The sequence below is a fragment of the Echinicola sediminis genome, assembly GCF_054777495.1.
Genome location: NZ_BAAHAP010000002.1, coordinates 13816 through 30392, shown reverse-complemented (window position 1 = coordinate 30392; position 16577 = coordinate 13816). Strand labels below are relative to the sequence as shown.

Below are 16577 nucleotides of genomic sequence, written 5' to 3'. Positions count from 1 at the left end.
CATCATTTATCCAATTCTTTGATTTCTATCTTGACAGCCTGATTAATAGGTCTTATTCCCCTTCCTGTTTTCTCAGCGATATAATAAGTGATATGTGCTCCAAATAGGAATATGCTGGTGGAATAGTAAACCCATACCAAAAAGATGACCAAGGATCCGGCCGCACCATAAGCGCTGCCCACATCACTATTGCCCAGATAAAGACCGATAAGGTATTTCCCTATGGCAAACAGCACCATGGTAACGATGGCCCCGAGCCAAACCGATCGCCACTTCACCCTGGCATCAGGGAGTATCTTGTACATCAGTCCAAATATCACCACCATCAAAGATTGGGTCAGGACAAAATTGGTAGCTGAGGCCAGGTAAAAGGTATATCCTTCAAAGAAATCAGCTATATAGTTAAAAAACACCACCAATAAAGTGTCAATGATCAGGGACACCAACATAATGAAACCTATAGAGGCCACTAAGGAAAAGCTGAGCAAACGATTGACAATGTATTTTAGCAGCCCCTTTTCCGGTTTGGGCCTGATATGCCAGATATGATTGATGCTATTTTGGAGGCTGACAAACACGGTGGTGGCACTAAAGGCCAAAACGCCGATCGCAATGATTTTGGAAACCACCCCCTTTTTATCGATCGCCACATTGTAGAGAATCTGGTTGAGCACTTCGGCACTTTCAGGACCACTAAGCGTTGAAATCTGGGAGGTCAGTTCTTCCCGTATGGTTGTTTCGTTGTAAAATGCCGCCCCAATACTCAGTAAAATGATCAATAAGGCAGGCATGCTAAATAAGGTATAAAAGGCAATACTGGAAGAATAGGTCATGGAATCACTTCTTCCAAATGCCATTACACTGTCCTGAAGGATCTTGAAAACGGTAAGTTTCTTTATTCGTTTGATCATTCTCTTTGGATTTGTGTTTATGTCTATCGCTATACAAGACAGCAATACTCCAACTAAGCCGACAAACTGAAAAGAGAAAATCCTTGTAATTCCTTATCGAATACCTTGATCGGGATATTTTGCAGTCACTTGACGACCAAATTCTTTGATTTCCTCCATTTGCTCCTCTAAATTGCCATTGGGCATTATTATCGGACCAATACCGGCATGCTTTTTCTTATAATCCAGAAAGCCCACTACAATGGGGACCTCAGCGCCCAAGGCTATGTGATAAAAGCCTGTTTTCCACCTTTTGGCATAACCCCTGGTGCCTTCCGGAGTGACCATCATCACCAACTCATCACTGGTTTTAAGCAAATCAACCATGGCTTCCGTATAGGTCAGCTGCCTCTTGCCTACTACTTTTTGCCGGTCTATGGAAAGGCCTCCCAAGCCTTTGATAAACCATCCCAAAGGCCCGACCATCACTTCTTTTTTAATGGTAAACCTCACCGGAACCTCCATGATATAAAAAGCAGCTCTTGCATACAGCAAATCCCAGTTACTGGTATGGGGAATGGCTACCATTACTGCTTTTTTAAGGTCTTTAGGCCATTCACCGGCAACTTTCCAACCTGTAATCCAAAATACAAAACGAGCTAGTAATTTCATTGTTTAAAGGGAATTGTTTTCATCACTTAAGCCAAGATCGGCCAATGATTGATTATGGGCAATATATTTTTGTGCGGCATCATAGCCTGCAGAAAAAATCTCCTTGGACTTCCTAAGGTCAAAAACCCCGTATTTGGCCAAACCTTCAGGTTCAATGAAGAAGTCGCACCTATTCTTTCTGCTGTAGACATTATGGTTCATCGACATGATCACCGTCCGCTCGATCATTCTTTTAATATTATTGATATTATGTTCCTCAGACAAATGGTTACAATTAACACCGATAATATAATCACATCTACCCTCCAAGGGTTCCATGGGTAAATTGTTCAGCACACCTCCGTCGATGTAATATTTACCATCAATCTGAATGGGCTCAAACATCCCGGGGATGCAGGTGGAAGCCATCAATGGAGGGATCAGGGGGCCTTCCGAAAAGTAGACCACCTTCCCCCTTTTCAAGTCTGTCGCAGCGATGCAAAGCGGCTTTTGCAACTTTTCAAAGCTGTTGTCCGGCAGGTGAACACTGTAAAGCTGGTCTATGGTATCCATTTTCAAAATTGCTTTCCAGCTGATGGCTGGCCGCAAAAACTTGAAATAGTTGGTCTTGATGATGATATCCAGTATGGCGTCAGGAGTATATCCTTGGCAATAGAGAGCCCCCACGATAGCCCCAGCACTGGTTCCTGCCACCATATCCACCATGATATTGTTTTCCTCCAAGGCCTTCAAGACCCCCAGATGGGCGATTCCTCTGGCACCACCCCCGGACAGAGCGATTCCGATTTTTTGTTTAGAGCTCACTCAATGAAAACGTTTGGTCCAAACGAACTCCCTTTTCGGTCATTTTCACCGTGCAGCACTCATGCAAGGGATCATGCTCCAAAAAGATGATGTATTCCTTTTCAGCTGCTTCTTCTAAAAACTCCTGCTTTTCCTGCATGGTCAGCAGTGGCCTGGTGTCGTATCCCATCACATAAGGCAAAGGAATATGCCCCACCGATGGCAACAGATCCGCAGCAAAAACAATGGTTTTCCCTTTATAGCGGATTTTAGGAATCATCTGCTTATCGGTATGTCCATCAGCCGTAAAAAAACTAAATCCCGAAAACAATTCGGGCTTGTCCAGGTCCAGGAAGCCCAGTTGTCCACTTTCCTGCATGGGCAACAAATTTTCCGAAAGAAAAGAGGCCTTTTCCCGCGCATTGGGCACAGTAGCCCACTGCCAGTGATCTTTATTGGTCCAGTATTGCGCTTTATTAAAAACCATTTCCGGCTTATCGGTACCCTTCTGGTATTGTACGCCTCCCCCACAATGATCAAAATGAAGATGGGTCAAAAAATTGTCCGTTACCTCACTTACCGAAAAACCTGCTTTTTGCAAAGAACCTGATAAACTGTCCTCTCCATGTAAATAATAATGCGAAAAAAACTTATCGCTTTGCTTATTCCCTATGCCGTTGTCTATCAATACCAAGCGATCTCCTTCTTGCACCAAAAGACATCTCATCGCCCAAGTACAAAGGTTGTTCTCGTCCGCAGGGTTCGTCCGCTGCCATAAAGACTTGGGTACCACCCCAAACATCGCTCCCCCATCCAACTTGAAAAAACCGGTATTGATCACGTGTAATTCCATTCAAAACAGAATTTTATAGATAACTGAAATACAGAAAATTAGATTCAATCACTTAAAGTATTAAGACAAAAAAGCCCCTGCGGATACAGAGGCTTTTTTTCTATAACTACGCCAACTTATTCGTTGACAACGCCCATATTAGAAAACTTATCGATACGCTTATCTATTCTGTTTTCGGGCTTCATTTTATCCAATTCTTTAAGGGCCTCTTTGATGGCCTCCTTCAGGGTGGCCGCCATGCCTTTCATGTCTTTATGAGCACCACCTAGTGGTTCAGGAATGATCCCGTCTACCAGCTTGTTGTTCATCATATCTGAAGCGGTCAGTTTAAGGGCTTCCGCTGCCTGCTCCTTATAGTCCCAGCTTCTCCATAAAATAGTAGAACAATTCTCGGGAGAGATCACTGAATACCAAGAATTTTCGAGCATCAATACCCGGTCACCAATGGCAATCCCCAATGCACCTCCGGATGCCCCTTCACCTATAATGATACAGATGATAGGAACCTTCAGCATAAACATCTCTTTGATATTTCTGGCGATGGCCTCTCCTTGTCCCCTTTCTTCAGCTTCCAAACCTGGAAATGCACCTGGAGTATCTATTAAGGTAACAATAGGCTTTCCGAATTTTTCGGCCATTTTCATCAGACGCAGCGCTTTTCTATAGCCTTCAGGGTTAGCCATACCAAAATTACGCTCCTGGCGCTGTTTGGTATTTCTACCTTTCTGCTGTCCGATAAACATCACGGTACGGCCATCGACATCCCCGAGACCACCTACCATTGCCTTATCGTCTTTTACATTTCTATCACCGTGCAACTCGATGAAGTCATTGGTGATTTCATAAATATAATCCAAGGCATATGGCCGATCAGCATGTCTTGAGAGCTGAACCCTCTGCCATCTGGTTAAATTTTGAAACGTTTCTTTTTTCAAAGTTTGTATTTTATCTTCCAAAGACTCTATATCGCCTGATAAATCGATTTGTTTGCCTTTAGCCAAATCCTTCATTTCCTGAAGTTTTTGCTCTAAATCAGCAATCGGCTTTTCAAATTCTAAGACCATATCTACATATTTTTATCACGACAAAGATAAAAAGATTATCCCGAAGTAAAATCTTTGGTATAGTTGTCTTTTAAATTCTCCCGCCCTTCAAACAGTAAATTCAACAATATCCAAACCTAATTATTTTATTCTCAATATATTAGTTTTATAACACAAACATTTATTTTTTAAGAAATTTCTGCAATTTCGCTGGGATCAGGTGTCCTTCAGCGTCCAATATCAATATTATTTTTCCTTTAAAACCTGTTTGATGGTTTCCTCGCCCATAAATCCTTTTTCAGAAAATTGACCTTATATAGAGGCTTATCACCAAAATTTTTGCTCTGAATAAGAGTGCAATAAAGCTCTGGTGTCATATTTTTTACAATGTAGTTTTGCTTTAAAAAACATTACTGCTACCTTTGCATCACTTCAAACGAGGAGTGTTCAAAAAGACAAAACGGAGTGGTAGTTCAGTTGGTTAGAATGCCTGCCTGTCACGCAGGAGGTCGCGGGTTCGAGTCCCGTCCATTCCGCTTGTATCTTCTGAAAGTTGATTTTGAAATATTAGCAGAAAGTTTGTTTTCTTCCATGTAAAAAAGAATATCCATAAGTAAATGAAGATTTTCTTCAGAAACATCAAGGGATATTTTCTTCTATAGTAATAGAGTGGTAGTTCAGTTGGTTAGAAAGTCCCGACTTGTCGGGAAGGTCGCCAGTTCGCTACTTATAAAATTACTTGGAGTGTTAGTTCAGTTGGTTAGAAAGTCCCGACTTGTCGGGAAGGTCGCCAGTTCACTACTTATTAAAATACTTGGAGTGGTAGTTCAGTTGGTTAGAATGCCTGCCTGTCACGCAGGAGGTCGCGGGTTCGAGTCCCGTCCATTCCGCAAATACATTAGAAAGCAATTTCGTTCTTGTTTTAAAGCATTTTGAGAAGATACTAATTAATACTAAAAGTAGTCGTTTTCTTGATGAAAGGATTTTAATGAATCTAAAAATCATTTGTCCACTACTTATTTAAAATACTTGGAGTGGTAGTTCAGTTGGTTAGAATGCCTGCCTGTCACGCAGGAGGTCGCGGGTTCGAGTCCCGTCCATTCCGCTAAAGCCTTGCGTTGCAAGGCTTTTTTCTTTTATAAAAAGTACGGTTTCCACCTGCTTATCTCCTAGTTTGCCCAAACATAGCTTATCTTTATAGCGTTTAAAAGTAGATTATTTTATTCAAATGAGTGTTTCTGTTTCTTTTGAAGGTATCATCCAGGCTAGCCATACATTGGCCCAAGTCATCTCTCCCACTCCATTACAGTACAACTATCAGTTGAGTGAAGAGTACGGATGCAATGTGTACTTAAAAAGGGAGGACCTACAGGTAGTCAGGTCCTATAAATTGAGAGGTGCCTATTACAAGATTTCTACTTTAAGCGAAGAAGAAAAAGCCAGAGGGGTGGTCTGCGCCAGCGCCGGAAATCATGCACAAGGAGTGGCTTTTGCCTGTAAAAAACTAGGAATCAAAGGAACCATCTTTATCCCTTCCACAACCCCTGCCCAAAAAATCAACCGGATGAAACTATTTGGGAAAGACATGGTGGAAATTGTCCTGTCCGGGGACACCTATGATGACGCATACCAAACTGCATCAGATTATTGCAAGGAAAAAGGAGCGGTATTTGTCCACCCTTTTGACGATATTAAGGTAATAGAAGGTCAGGGAACCGTAGGCAAAGAAATACTGGATGAAGCCAAATTCCCTATAGACTGCCTCTTTTTACCTATTGGAGGCGGAGGGCTTACTGCCGGGGTATCCACTTATTTTGACAAAATCAGCCCCAATACCCATATCATCGGAACGGAACCAAAAGGAGCCCCATCCATGTTGACCTCCATTCAAAACCAGAAAAACACCCCCTTAACCGAAATAGATGGTTTTGTGGATGGTGCAGCGGTAAAAAAAGTGGGGGACCTTACTTTTACCATTTGTCAGAAAAACCTGGATGAAATGCTGCTGGTTCCGGAAGGCCGGATCTGTACCACTATCCTGAACCTCTACAACAATGAAGGCATCGTAGTGGAACCTGCGGGCGCCTTGACCCTCGCTGCGCTTTCCCTTTACGACGATGCAAATATAAACGATAATTATCCATTTATACAAACTTGAATCCTTAATTAATTCATGTTTTTTTACTGTTTTAGGCGGTTTATTAATTAAGCTTCTGTGATTCAGGAGGAAAAATATATCTAAAATAATTCCAGTTGTGGGACAATACTATTTTAACCTTTAATTGAATCGTGATATCCCCATTTTTAAAAATAATTTTTTACCATTTAAACCTTGATAAAGCGGTCCAACGCAGGATAATAATTAAGCCATTCTCTATGAGTACATGAGATATAATGCTAATTTATACCATGGATACAATTAGCTTAAACAAAGATGAAAATATAGCCACTGGTTGGAAGAGGCTGATTACAGAACAGTGCCAGTCCATTGCTGAAGTGTTGCGCAGCCGTAAGGCTCCTCCTGAACGCATTCACGATATTAGAAAATCACTCAAAAAGATCCGCGGATTACTGAGAGCTGTTAAAGAAGGATTTCCCGGCTATACTGAGGAAAATATTTTCTTTAGGGATGCAGGGAGGGCCGTCAGTAAGTTAAGGGATTATCAGGCGGTTCAGGACACCCTGGTGAGGCTTTATGCCACCAAAGATCATCCGGCCAATAAAAGCACCTGCCGAACAATCGCCAAGAAACTTGACCGCGCAAAATCGACACTTGAAAAGCAAATGCTCAAGAAGGAGAAAGTCTTAGAGTCCATAAACCTCCAAATACAGGAAAAACTAACAGAGATAGAAGATTGGTCTTTGGAGCGGTCATCTTTCGATGTACTGTCCTCAAGCATAACAAAAGTATACAAAAAAGGGTACCGATTAAGGAAAATTGCCGAGGCAACCGGCAAGTCAGAAGACTTCCATGAATGGAGAAAGCAGGCGAAATACCTTCGTTACCAGCTGGAGTTCCTTAACCCATTGTGGCCAAACTTAATGACCTTTTGGGAGGGGGAAATGCACCAGCTGACCGATTATATAGGAGAGGGGCATGACCTGGTAGTACTACAGGAGATGATAGAAACGGAAGGGGTGTTTATTTCCAATACCAAAGAAAGGTTGGCTTTCGATGAAACTGTAGCTTATCATAAGTCTTTGTGCAGTCTAAATGCACTTGATTTAGGCAGTAAATGCTATTCGGAGCGACCTAAAAATTTCAAGCAGCGATTGGAGGCCATATGGGAGGCTTATCAATACGGTCTTTCGCTTGAAAAGAACGAAAAAGCCCCTTTGTAAAGGGGCTAGCAATCAATCTTAATTACGTTAATTCTAAAATGAATAATTATTGGTAACCAACCTGAACTGGTTCATGACTTTATAAGTCGCCCGGGTAAGGTCAAGGTTGATACTGGGAGAGTTGATATCGAAATTGGCGGCGGTATATCCTTGCCAAATGGTTTTGTTCTTTTTATAATCGATGACATAGATGATCAGCATCCCATCATTTTCATAATATTTAATATTGTCGTAGTCTTCGCCGGCTTGCCTTTCCTCATCACTTTCTTCTTCTTCCTTACCTTTTCGTTCTTTTTCTTCCTCTTCTTTAAGTATTTCCAGGCCTCTGCTGGACAGCCAGTTGTCAAACTCCGGCTGGATATACCCGCGGTACCTGATTTGGCTAATGAACAGTTTGTAATATATCAGGATATCCGGTTTGTTCAGCTGATGGGTAAACCCTTGGGAATTCAACCTGGAAACGATGGTTTTGTCGATGATGGGAATATGCTTAATGGAATCTGTCCCGGTGTCTTCCATAAAGGCAAAGGTTTTATACTTTTTGAAGTTACCTCGGTAATCATAATCGTACTCGGCGACAAAGTCTTTGGATGAAAAGCAAGCTGTAAACAGGAACAGCGTTAAAATGAGACATAGATGAGCTTTTTTCATTTCCCTGGTGTTTTAGATCTTCTAATTAAGCATAGGTAATCATGGTAGTATGACAGTCTAGTTGGGGTTCGGTTTTAGTGCTAATTTAGGATGAATTGACATCAGCCGTTTTGAAAATACAATATTGGGCAATTTTCAAGCTGACATACTGAATATTAATTAATTAACTTCAATTATCAAAATATACGATGCACGAAATTGAACGGATCATCTAGAAAATATCTTTTGTCCAGGAAAATAATAGGTAAGGCCTTTAAGGGTTGTTTCGGAAGTACCGAAAATGAGTTGAACAGGGGCTAAACTTCTTCATCTGGCCTGAACCTCATGTAATCCGGATAGGGAAACGCATGGATTAACTCTCCGTTTTCGATACGGTGCTGAATGGCCTTCCAATGCTCGGCATCAAAGAGCAGCTTATGAAATTCAAAGAAATGGGGCTTCACATCCTTCCTTCCGATCATAAATCGCTTAAAGTCCTCTGGAAACACATCATTTTTGGCGATATCATACCATGGCTTGGAGGCATAAATCTGGTCAAATGTCACCGGCTTGGGTTTTTCCCTGAAATTCATTTTGGTCAGGAACTCGATTTCGTCATAATCATAAAAGATGACCCTTTTCTGACGGGTAACCCCAAAATTCTTCGTCATCATATCCCCTGGAAAAATATTGGCCTTGGCCAATTGTAAAATAGCATTTCCATACTCTTCCACCGCTATTTTGGCATCATCCAGACAGCAATCCTCCAGGTACATGTTCAGCGGGGTAAGCCTCCTTTCAGTATAGAGGTGTTTGATGCAAAGCGTATCCCCTTTTATTTCAATCAGTGAATTGGCCGTGTTTCTGAGTTCCCGGAGCAAATCAGGGTGTACCCTTTCCAAGGGCAACTGGAAATGCTCAAACTCATGGGTATCGGCCATTCGACCGACCCTGTCATGCAAGGAAACCAGGCGGTACTTGTCCTTTACTTCTTGTCTGGTCATGTTTTTAGGCGGATCAAAATTATCTTTGATCACCTTGAAAACAATATTGTAGGAGGGGAGCGTGAACACGGTCATCACCATGCCTTTAATCCCTGGAGCCACGACATATTGGTCATCGCTGGTCTTTTGGTGATTGAGAAAATCCCTATAAAACTCTGTCTTTCCGTGTTTGTTAAACCCGATGGCATTGTAGAGCTCATAGACTTTCTTATGGGTGATCACCGAATTCAGAAAGGCCACAATTTGGGAAGGGATTTCTGTTTCGACCATAAAGTAGGAGCGGGTATAGCTGAATATGGCACTCATCAGGTTAGGGTCAAAAATCAATGTATCGACAAACACCCCCTTTGGCCCATGCATAAAGGGAATAATAAAGGGCATCCATTTGCCACCTAAAAAAGTCCTTCCAATAAGGTAGGCGGCTTTGTTTCGGTAAAAAACCTGCTTTAGGACCTGAGTGGTAGTGTTTTCATCCACTTTATACCGGGTTAAAATAATTTCCCTGATACTCCTGACCAGGAATTGGACATCCTTTTCTTTTTGGTAATAGGGAGCTTGAAAATCAAAATCCTCCAATATCTTCCGGATGATCTTCTGAACACCCCAGTGAGAGGGGTAATTATTGAATAAGGGTTCCTGGGGATGGATTTCACAGGAATCATAGCCTTCCAGGACAAACATAAGTTCTTCATCTATGCTCAGTTCTGCTACTGATTTCCGGATGACCGAATTGTAAAAGGACTCTGCCAACTCCTTATCCTTTCGCTGATCAATTTCGAAAGAAAAACACTGCTTTACTTCGTACCAGAATTTCCTGTCTTTTAAATATTCGCCAAAGCGGTTTTTGCTGATAAGGACTACTTCATTGACGCAGTCCTTGTAAAGCCGTAACCGTTGACGGTGGTTAAGCTGTACGCCATCCCAGTCCCGCTCTCTGAAATAGATAGGTGCTCTTTTGGTGTGCTCGTGGAATGCGGCAATGTATTTTTTATACCCTTCCAAAATCTCATTGACGACAACTAGAATTTCCGATTTGGTTTGCAGCATGGTGAAATTATTATTCTTTCTTAGGGTCGAAATATAATTAAATCCACTTTGGTCAGCATGTAAAATCCCGAAAGTCCTAAAAATAAATCACTTATTTCACCAAAAAAGCTGAGGCTTAATCAATTAGCACTTGGACCGTTTCAAGAAATAAAATACTATTGAATTTCTTTGATCTGAGAAGGATATTTGGGAAATGCTGCTTGAAAAATAAAAGAGCAATATCAGTATTGTTTTTCTTCCGCAAACGATTGTTTGCATATTGAGAATAATTTTTTACCTTTCCGTTAAGTTATTCAACTCATTGAATAATTCAACAATAGGTTTAATAGGTTTGATAGTAAAAAAAGGTCCGCATTCTGTTCGGACCTTTTTTGTTGTAAATCACTTTTTACAAGCAGCAATTGAATTTTAGTCAACTAAGGATTGTTGCGTGATAGAAAAGCACTTGTAATAGCATGAGATTAGAAACGGTCGTACATCATCTTGAAACCAAATTGAAAAATCCCCTTCCAGGCAGGCAGGGACAGATCACCATGGCCCCACAGCCCATCAATGAGGCCCGGTTTGCACAACATGATCAAAAAAATGCCAGAAAGGGGGCCGTGCTGCTATTACTGTACCCTGGGCTAGGCGGCTGTACGGTGCCTTTTATCAAAAGACCAGAATATGACGGTACCCATAGTGGACAGGTATCACTTCCCGGTGGCAAATGGGAACCACAGGATCAAAACCTGCAGGAAACTGCTTTAAGGGAAACTGAAGAAGAAATAGGAGTAGACAAAGAACAGATCAAATTGATAGGAAAACTATCCAATCTCTTCATTCCCCCCAGCAATTTTTTAGTGACGCCTTATATTGGCTTTACTGATAGCCTACCTCATTTCAAACCTGATCCGAGGGAGGTCAGCAGAATCATCCATTGCAGGTTTGAAGAACTGGTGGACCATAGGATCAGAAAAGAAACCGAGCTTAAGCTGCATTCTGGACACCAAGTGATGGCGCCCTATTTTGACATCGATGAGGAGGTTGTCTGGGGAGCTACTGCGATGATTCTGGGTGAATTGATGGCTATATGGCAATAAGTTGAAAGCCTACTATTTTTATTTCTTGAAGCTTTTATTTGTTTTGCACTGCGTAATGCTCTAAATACCAAGTGCAGAAAACACCGATAGATTAACCGAAAGTATCATGATAGCCTTGTAAACCCCATTATAGATGCAGGAAACTTCTCCTTTGATTACCAATGACGCTGTTGTCTTGGGACTTTTGATGGGCATATTGGCCCTTGTTTTTGCCACTTCAGGCAGCCATAAAACCTTTTGGAAAAAGTTTTATGGTGTAGTACCCTCTGTTTTACTATGCTATTTTTTACCCTCCATTCTCAATACTTTAGGAATAATCTCGGGTGAAACTTCCAATCTTTATCAGGTTGCCTCCAGGTATTTGTTGCCGGCTTCTCTGGTCTTGCTTACCCTCAGCATAGATTTTAAAGGAATTATCCGATTGGGCCCTAAGGCACTGATCATGTTCCTTTCCGGAACCGTGGGGATTATCTTGGGGGGCCCCATTGCTTTATTGATCGTATCGGCCGTGGATAATTCTGTACTGGGAGGGGTAGGGCCGGATGAGGTCTGGAGAGGCTTGGCCACCATTGCAGGAAGCTGGATAGGAGGAGGGGCCAATCAGACCGCTATGCTCAGGACTTTTGGTGCCAGTCCGCAGCTTTTTAGCCAGATGATAGCAGTAGATGTGGTCATCGCCAATTTATGGCTGGCCTTCCTGCTGTATTGGGCCGGCAATCCTTCAAGGGTGGACCGTATCTTCAAAGCTGATAGCTCAGCCATCAAGGAATTACAAAAAAGCGTCGAATCTTACAGAGGAAGTATCATGAAAATCCCCACCATGGGGGATACTTTTAAGGTATTGGGAATAGGCTTTGTGCTCACCGGACTGGCTCACTGGATGGCAGATTATATTGCCCCTTGGATAGGCACCCACCATCCGGAATTGGAAAAGTATTCCCTGGATTCCAAATTCTTTTGGATAGTCATCATTGCCACTACCGGCGGGCTGATCCTTTCCTTTACGAAGGCCAGAGATCTCGAGGGGGTAGGTGCTTCCCGTCTTGGGAGTGTGCTGTTATACGTTTTGATTGCTACCGTGGGGATGCAGATGGATTTATTCGCTATCTTAGATAACCCTACTTTGTTTTTGGTGGGGATCGTTTGGATGGCAGTGCATATTACAGTCATGTTGGTAGTGGCTTACCTTATCAAAGCCCCCTTCTTTTTCGTGGCGGTGGGCTCGCAGGCCAATGTTGGTGGGGCTGCCTCCGCTCCGATTGTGGCTTCGGCCTTTAATCCCTCCTTGGCTCCTGTGGGAGTCCTGCTGGCAGTATTTGGCTATGCGGCCGGTACATACGGAGCTTATTTGTGCGGATTGTTGTTACAGTTAGTATCAAACCTTTAGATGATCATGGGAAGATATAGAAAGTTTATTTTTGTTTGCACAGGGTCTGACTGCAAAAAAAACGGGTGTAAGGCTTTGCTGAAGGAGGCAAAGGATGTGATCAAATTGGATGATCATAAAGGACAATACAAATTGGTAAAAACAAAATGCATGGACTTTTGCAAAACGGGCCCCATTATGGTCATTAACAACGAGGTGATCAAAAAAGGAGATAAGGAGAAAATGGTGGCCGCTTTAGGCAACAAACATCTCTAAAGGACCTAAAAGCACTATTTCTCGCAAAGAAGCAGAAGCCCTAAGGATGAAGCGTTAAACGCAAAAATTATACGGCTTCCGCGACCCGGCGAGAAATAAGTTAATTATACTGCAAACTACAGCTATTCGGTTTTGGCTATTTTTGCTCAATAAGCACGGCGGTGCCGCTGGCCGTGACCATCAGCATTCCATCTCTGATAGTTTCATAATCCAAATCCACCCCCACTACCGCATTTGCTCCAAGTGCCCTGGCCTGCATTTCCATTTCTGCCAAGGAAGTGGTTTTGGCTTCCTTAAGTACTTTTTCATAAGCACCTGACCGGCCTCCCACAATGTCGGTGATTCCCGCAAAAAAGTCACGGAAGATATTGGCACCTATGATCGTTTCACCGGTTACAATACCGCAATACTTTTTGATTTCATGTCCTTCGACATGAGGCGTTGTTGTCGTAATCATGTTTGGTTTGATTTAATCAGTAATATTTAGTGTTGATAAAAAATTAATTTCGATACAAGAAGAATTTACGTAAATCCATGACTAGGGTTAGGAAAATATGGGCACAGGCTTTGTTAAAGAATGAAAAGCCCTCTTTACTTTGGACTTGTATTGAGGGGGAGGCTTTGATAAGGCAGTCTGGTCTTGGGGTATACCGAATGGATTATTGGTGGGTAAAGTGATGCTCAGTCTGACGATTCCATCTGAAGCAGTTATACCGGACGATAATTGATATATCCGATGTAGGGCATAAAGTTGATTGCCCCTTTCATTTTAACAGAAAAAATTATCGAAAAACATCATTATAATTTTAATTTTGGGTTGAAATCAATCTTCATGAGATACCTGATCATTTTTATTGTTTTAGCTTTCACTTGGCAAGGTGTTCTGGCCCAGAGCAGTGGTTACCAACGAACCGGCTTCAATGCCTATTATGGATTTTCAGGCGGAACCTTACTCGATTTCAATGAACTGCTGGAAGATAGGGGAGCAGACCCCATGCCCAACGGGTACAAAAGTTATGGCCTGGGCTACCAGACCAGGTTCAATGATTTTATCATCGGTGCCGAACTGTACCAGAACAATGGTATGAAAAGCAGTTTTGGCGATTATGAGATGGATTACAGAACCACAAGGGGCTTTGTAAGCTTTGGCTATAGTTTTACGGAAGAAGGCCGGTTTCAATTGATCCATTATATGTCCATCGGACTGGGGTACCTTAACTTTCAAATGCTCCAAGATAGGGAGGAAGTAAGTTTAGGGGAGTTTTTGGAACAGCCTGCACGCGGCTATATTTTAAGAAGAAACGATGTGACCAAAGGGAGCCAAAATTTAGGTGGTTTCCTGACAGAAATCGGTTTTGAGCTGGGCTATGACCTGGATATACTCCCAAGGGAAGAAGTCTTGAGCTTAATGGCCAAGGTGGGCTATTCTTTCAATCCCTTCGAAGAGTCCTGGAAGATCAACAATATGAATTTTGACAATCTCCAGAGCGGGGCCTTTGTCCGTTTAGGAGCGGGAATAAGCTTGCCTGAGGGAAACTACTTTTATCGTGATGCTTCCTTGGGCTTTCATGTTTTTTATGGTCAGCATTTTACCAAGCCCAATGCCCTTAACAACCTTTTGGAAGAAAAGGGATACCGCAAGCTTTCCGGTACACCATACAATATCGGACTAAAGATACTTGGAGAAAACCGGGGCACACTTTATGGTTTGGACCTATTTAACCTCAGCATGAGTGGTGAGGCCAATGAAACCTATGTGCACAACCTGAACAGCTTGAGGATTTATGGCAATTTTGGAAAAAAACTCTTTGATCTGAACAATTGGGAGCTGGGGGTGACCGGTGGCCTTGGCTATGCCAACATCCGCTATACCATGCTGCACAAATACAAAATCGGTTTTCCAGAAATGATCGATCTTCCGGATTATGATGGAGAACTCAAAAATGCCGGCGCCATGGCAAAGCCTGAAGTTTATTTTTCGTACGCTTCTCCCTTGTCGAAAAAGACCCAGGCAGCATTGGTCTACACCCTATACGGAGGATATGAAGTCCCACTGGCCAGGTACCGATTGGCTGACCAGAGCATGGCCAAGTACATGGCCGGACCCTATTTGCAATTGGGGGTAGGAATAAGGCCTTAATAATTTCTTTCAATTAAGTAAAAAGTTTTCCAGAAGCGGTAGTTGTAACGCTATCAGCAGTTTATAAAGCGCCGCAGGAGGGCGTCAGCTTTCACAGCACATCAGGTCACCCAAGTTTTTCCACTAAGGCCGTCGTTTGGTGGAATTTTCGGGATGAGCAAAATCGCCTCACCGCAAATAATTTCTGCTATTTGCAATTGTTTTCCATCTTTTCCTGTTAACTTTGGGATTGCTTATCGAGAAAGACCGAGGGAAGGGCCCTATGACGTCTTAGCAACCTGAATCTAGCAAGGTGCTAACTCCCATCCTGTGAAAGACAGGAATAGATGAGCGGTAGATGAATGCCAAGTTTTTCTTCCGGTTCTTTGCTCGATATAAGCTTTTAGATGAACAGATGAGCATGAATACTAGAACGGATATATTACTCCAACAGCTTAAAAAGAAAATTTTGATCCTCGACGGGGCCATGGGTACCATGATCCAGCGTTATACATTGGATGAAAAGGATTTCAGGACGCCTGCTTTGGAGAGTCACCCCAAGCCACTTAAGGGCAATAACGATTTGCTGTCCCTAAGCAGACCGGATGTCATCAGACAAATCCACGAGGAGTACCTGAAAGCTGGTTCGGATATTTTAGAGACCAACACTTTCAGCAGTACTTCCATTGCTCAGGAAGATTATGACCTGCCCCATTTGGCTTATGAGCTTAATGTAGAATCGGCAAAAATTGCCAAGGAAGTGGCTTTGGCCTATTCTGAAAAGACCCCCGACCAGCCGCGTTTCGTAGCGGGAGCCATCGGGCCTACAAACAGAACAGCCTCCATCTCCCCGGATGTCAATGACCCCGGTTACCGTGCGGTCACTTTTGACCAACTGGCAGAAGCATATGCCGAGCAGGTGAGGGGCTTATTGGACGGTGGTTCAGACATCCTTTTGGTGGAAACCATCTTTGACACCTTGAATGCAAAAGCTGCGCTATATGCCATCCAGGAAGTGTATGAGGAAAAGGGTATCCCTTTGGATCCACAGGAAGGCGGTATTCCCATTATGATCTCGGGAACGATCACCGATGCATCAGGAAGAACCCTGTCCGGACAGACCACTGAAGCATTTATGATTTCCATGTCACATGTTCCGTTGATTAGCATAGGGCTCAACTGCGCATTGGGAGCGAAAGAGCTGAGGCCTTATCTTAAGGTCTTGGCTGAAAAAGCCCCCTTTTATGTCAGCGCCTACCCCAATGCCGGATTGCCCAACGAGTTTGGACAGTATGACCAAACGGCCAAAGAAATGTCCGATCAAGTGGAAGAATTTCTCCAGGATGGCCTGATCAATATTTTGGGGGGATGCTGCGGCACGACTCCGGAACATATCAGAACCCTTGCTGAAACGAGCAAAAAATACCAACCCAGAAAACTAGCATTTGTAACTGAAGAAGAATAGTGGGA

15 protein-coding genes, 3 tRNA genes and 1 riboswitch are annotated in these 16577 nt (G+C 42.8%); of the genes, 10 read left to right on the top strand and 8 right to left on the bottom strand.

The features are described 5' to 3' along the window. Positions 1 to 2 precede the first annotated feature (2 nt). The 5 genes from ACYVAA_RS00900 to ACYVAA_RS00880 form a co-directional block, all read right to left on the bottom strand. Complete coding sequence (locus tag ACYVAA_RS00900; RefSeq protein WP_460538114.1) at positions 3 to 911, bottom strand: YihY/virulence factor BrkB family protein; 909 nt, start codon at positions 909 to 911, stop codon at positions 3 to 5. Between the two features lie 93 nt (positions 912 to 1004). Continuing rightward, positions 1005 to 1562, bottom strand: coding sequence for a lysophospholipid acyltransferase family protein (locus ACYVAA_RS00895; RefSeq protein ID WP_460538113.1), 558 nt, complete (start codon positions 1560 to 1562; stop codon positions 1005 to 1007). 3 nt (positions 1563 to 1565) lie between these two features. Beyond that, positions 1566 to 2366, bottom strand: coding sequence for a patatin-like phospholipase family protein (locus tag ACYVAA_RS00890; protein ID WP_460538112.1), 801 nt, complete (start codon positions 2364 to 2366; stop codon positions 1566 to 1568). After that, positions 2356 to 3198, bottom strand: a complete 843-nt coding sequence (locus ACYVAA_RS00885) for an MBL fold metallo-hydrolase (RefSeq protein ID WP_460538111.1) — start codon at positions 3196 to 3198, stop codon at positions 2356 to 2358. Before ACYVAA_RS00885 ends, ACYVAA_RS00890 begins: the two co-directional genes overlap by 11 nt. Before the next feature lie 116 nt (positions 3199 to 3314). After that, entirely contained in the window at positions 3315 to 4262 is a 948-nt protein-coding gene (locus ACYVAA_RS00880) for an acetyl-CoA carboxylase carboxyltransferase subunit alpha (RefSeq protein ID WP_460538109.1), read from the bottom strand. A 441-nt stretch (positions 4263 to 4703) separates the two neighbouring features. Here ACYVAA_RS00880 and ACYVAA_RS00875 point away from each other — a divergent pair. The 5 genes from ACYVAA_RS00875 to ACYVAA_RS00855 all read left to right on the top strand — a co-directional run bounded on the left by ACYVAA_RS00875 (position 4704) and on the right by ACYVAA_RS00855 (position 7583). After that, positions 4704 to 4777, top strand: a tRNA-Asp gene (locus tag ACYVAA_RS00875). Positions 4778 to 5057: 280 nt separating this feature from the next. Beyond that, a tRNA-Asp gene (locus ACYVAA_RS00870) sits at positions 5058 to 5131 on the top strand. 141 nt (positions 5132 to 5272) lie between these two features. Further along, a tRNA-Asp gene (locus ACYVAA_RS00865) sits at positions 5273 to 5346 on the top strand. Positions 5347 to 5469: 123 nt separating this feature from the next. Next, complete coding sequence (gene ilvA / locus ACYVAA_RS00860; RefSeq protein WP_460538108.1) at positions 5470 to 6399, top strand: threonine ammonia-lyase IlvA; 930 nt, start codon at positions 5470 to 5472, stop codon at positions 6397 to 6399. Positions 6400 to 6650: 251 nt separating this feature from the next. Continuing rightward, entirely contained in the window at positions 6651 to 7583 is a 933-nt protein-coding gene (locus tag ACYVAA_RS00855) for a CHAD domain-containing protein (RefSeq protein ID WP_460538107.1), read from the top strand. A 33-nt stretch (positions 7584 to 7616) separates the two neighbouring features. Here ACYVAA_RS00855 and ACYVAA_RS00850 read toward each other — a convergent pair whose 3' ends face one another. Next, the gene (locus tag ACYVAA_RS00850) at positions 7617 to 8234 is read right to left on the bottom strand and encodes a DUF4136 domain-containing protein (protein WP_460538106.1); all 618 of its coding nucleotides are present in this window, start codon (positions 8232 to 8234) and stop codon (positions 7617 to 7619) included. A gap of 296 nt (positions 8235 to 8530) precedes the next feature. Further along, a complete protein-coding gene (aceK, locus tag ACYVAA_RS00845; RefSeq protein ID WP_460538105.1) occupies positions 8531 to 10264 on the bottom strand; it encodes a bifunctional isocitrate dehydrogenase kinase/phosphatase in 1734 nt (577 codons plus the stop codon). Positions 10265 to 10719: 455 nt separating this feature from the next. Here aceK and ACYVAA_RS00840 point away from each other — a divergent pair, with 455 nt between their 5' ends. From ACYVAA_RS00840 to ACYVAA_RS00830, 3 genes are all read left to right on the top strand, one after another. Further along, positions 10720 to 11346 carry an NUDIX hydrolase gene (locus ACYVAA_RS00840; RefSeq protein WP_460538104.1) on the top strand — a complete coding sequence of 209 codons (627 nt, stop codon included), beginning with the start codon at positions 10720 to 10722 and terminating at the stop codon, positions 11344 to 11346. A 133-nt stretch (positions 11347 to 11479) separates the two neighbouring features. After that, positions 11480 to 12733 (top strand): DUF819 family protein, encoded by a 1254-nt coding sequence (locus ACYVAA_RS00835; RefSeq protein WP_460538103.1) that lies wholly within the window; start codon positions 11480 to 11482, stop codon positions 12731 to 12733. A 6-nt stretch (positions 12734 to 12739) separates the two neighbouring features. Then, complete coding sequence (locus tag ACYVAA_RS00830) at positions 12740 to 12988, top strand: NAD(P)H-dependent oxidoreductase subunit E (RefSeq protein WP_460538102.1); 249 nt, start codon at positions 12740 to 12742, stop codon at positions 12986 to 12988. 136 nt (positions 12989 to 13124) lie between these two features. On the opposite strand, the gene ACYVAA_RS00825 is transcribed toward ACYVAA_RS00830, so the two are convergent. Then, positions 13125 to 13445 (bottom strand): YbjQ family protein, encoded by a 321-nt coding sequence (locus ACYVAA_RS00825; RefSeq protein WP_460538101.1) that lies wholly within the window; start codon positions 13443 to 13445, stop codon positions 13125 to 13127. A gap of 375 nt (positions 13446 to 13820) precedes the next feature. On the opposite strand from ACYVAA_RS00825, the gene ACYVAA_RS00820 reads away from it, so the two are divergent. Both ACYVAA_RS00820 and ACYVAA_RS00815 read left to right on the top strand, forming a co-directional pair. Further along, complete coding sequence (locus tag ACYVAA_RS00820) at positions 13821 to 15128, top strand: hypothetical protein (protein ID WP_460538100.1); 1308 nt, start codon at positions 13821 to 13823, stop codon at positions 15126 to 15128. Positions 15129 to 15358: 230 nt separating this feature from the next. Then, positions 15359 to 15461, top strand: a riboswitch (SAM riboswitch). Between the two features lie 67 nt (positions 15462 to 15528). Continuing rightward, positions 15529 to 16572 (top strand): homocysteine S-methyltransferase family protein, encoded by a 1044-nt coding sequence (locus ACYVAA_RS00815; protein ID WP_460538099.1) that lies wholly within the window; start codon positions 15529 to 15531, stop codon positions 16570 to 16572. The last annotated feature ends 5 nt before the right edge of the window (positions 16573 to 16577 follow it).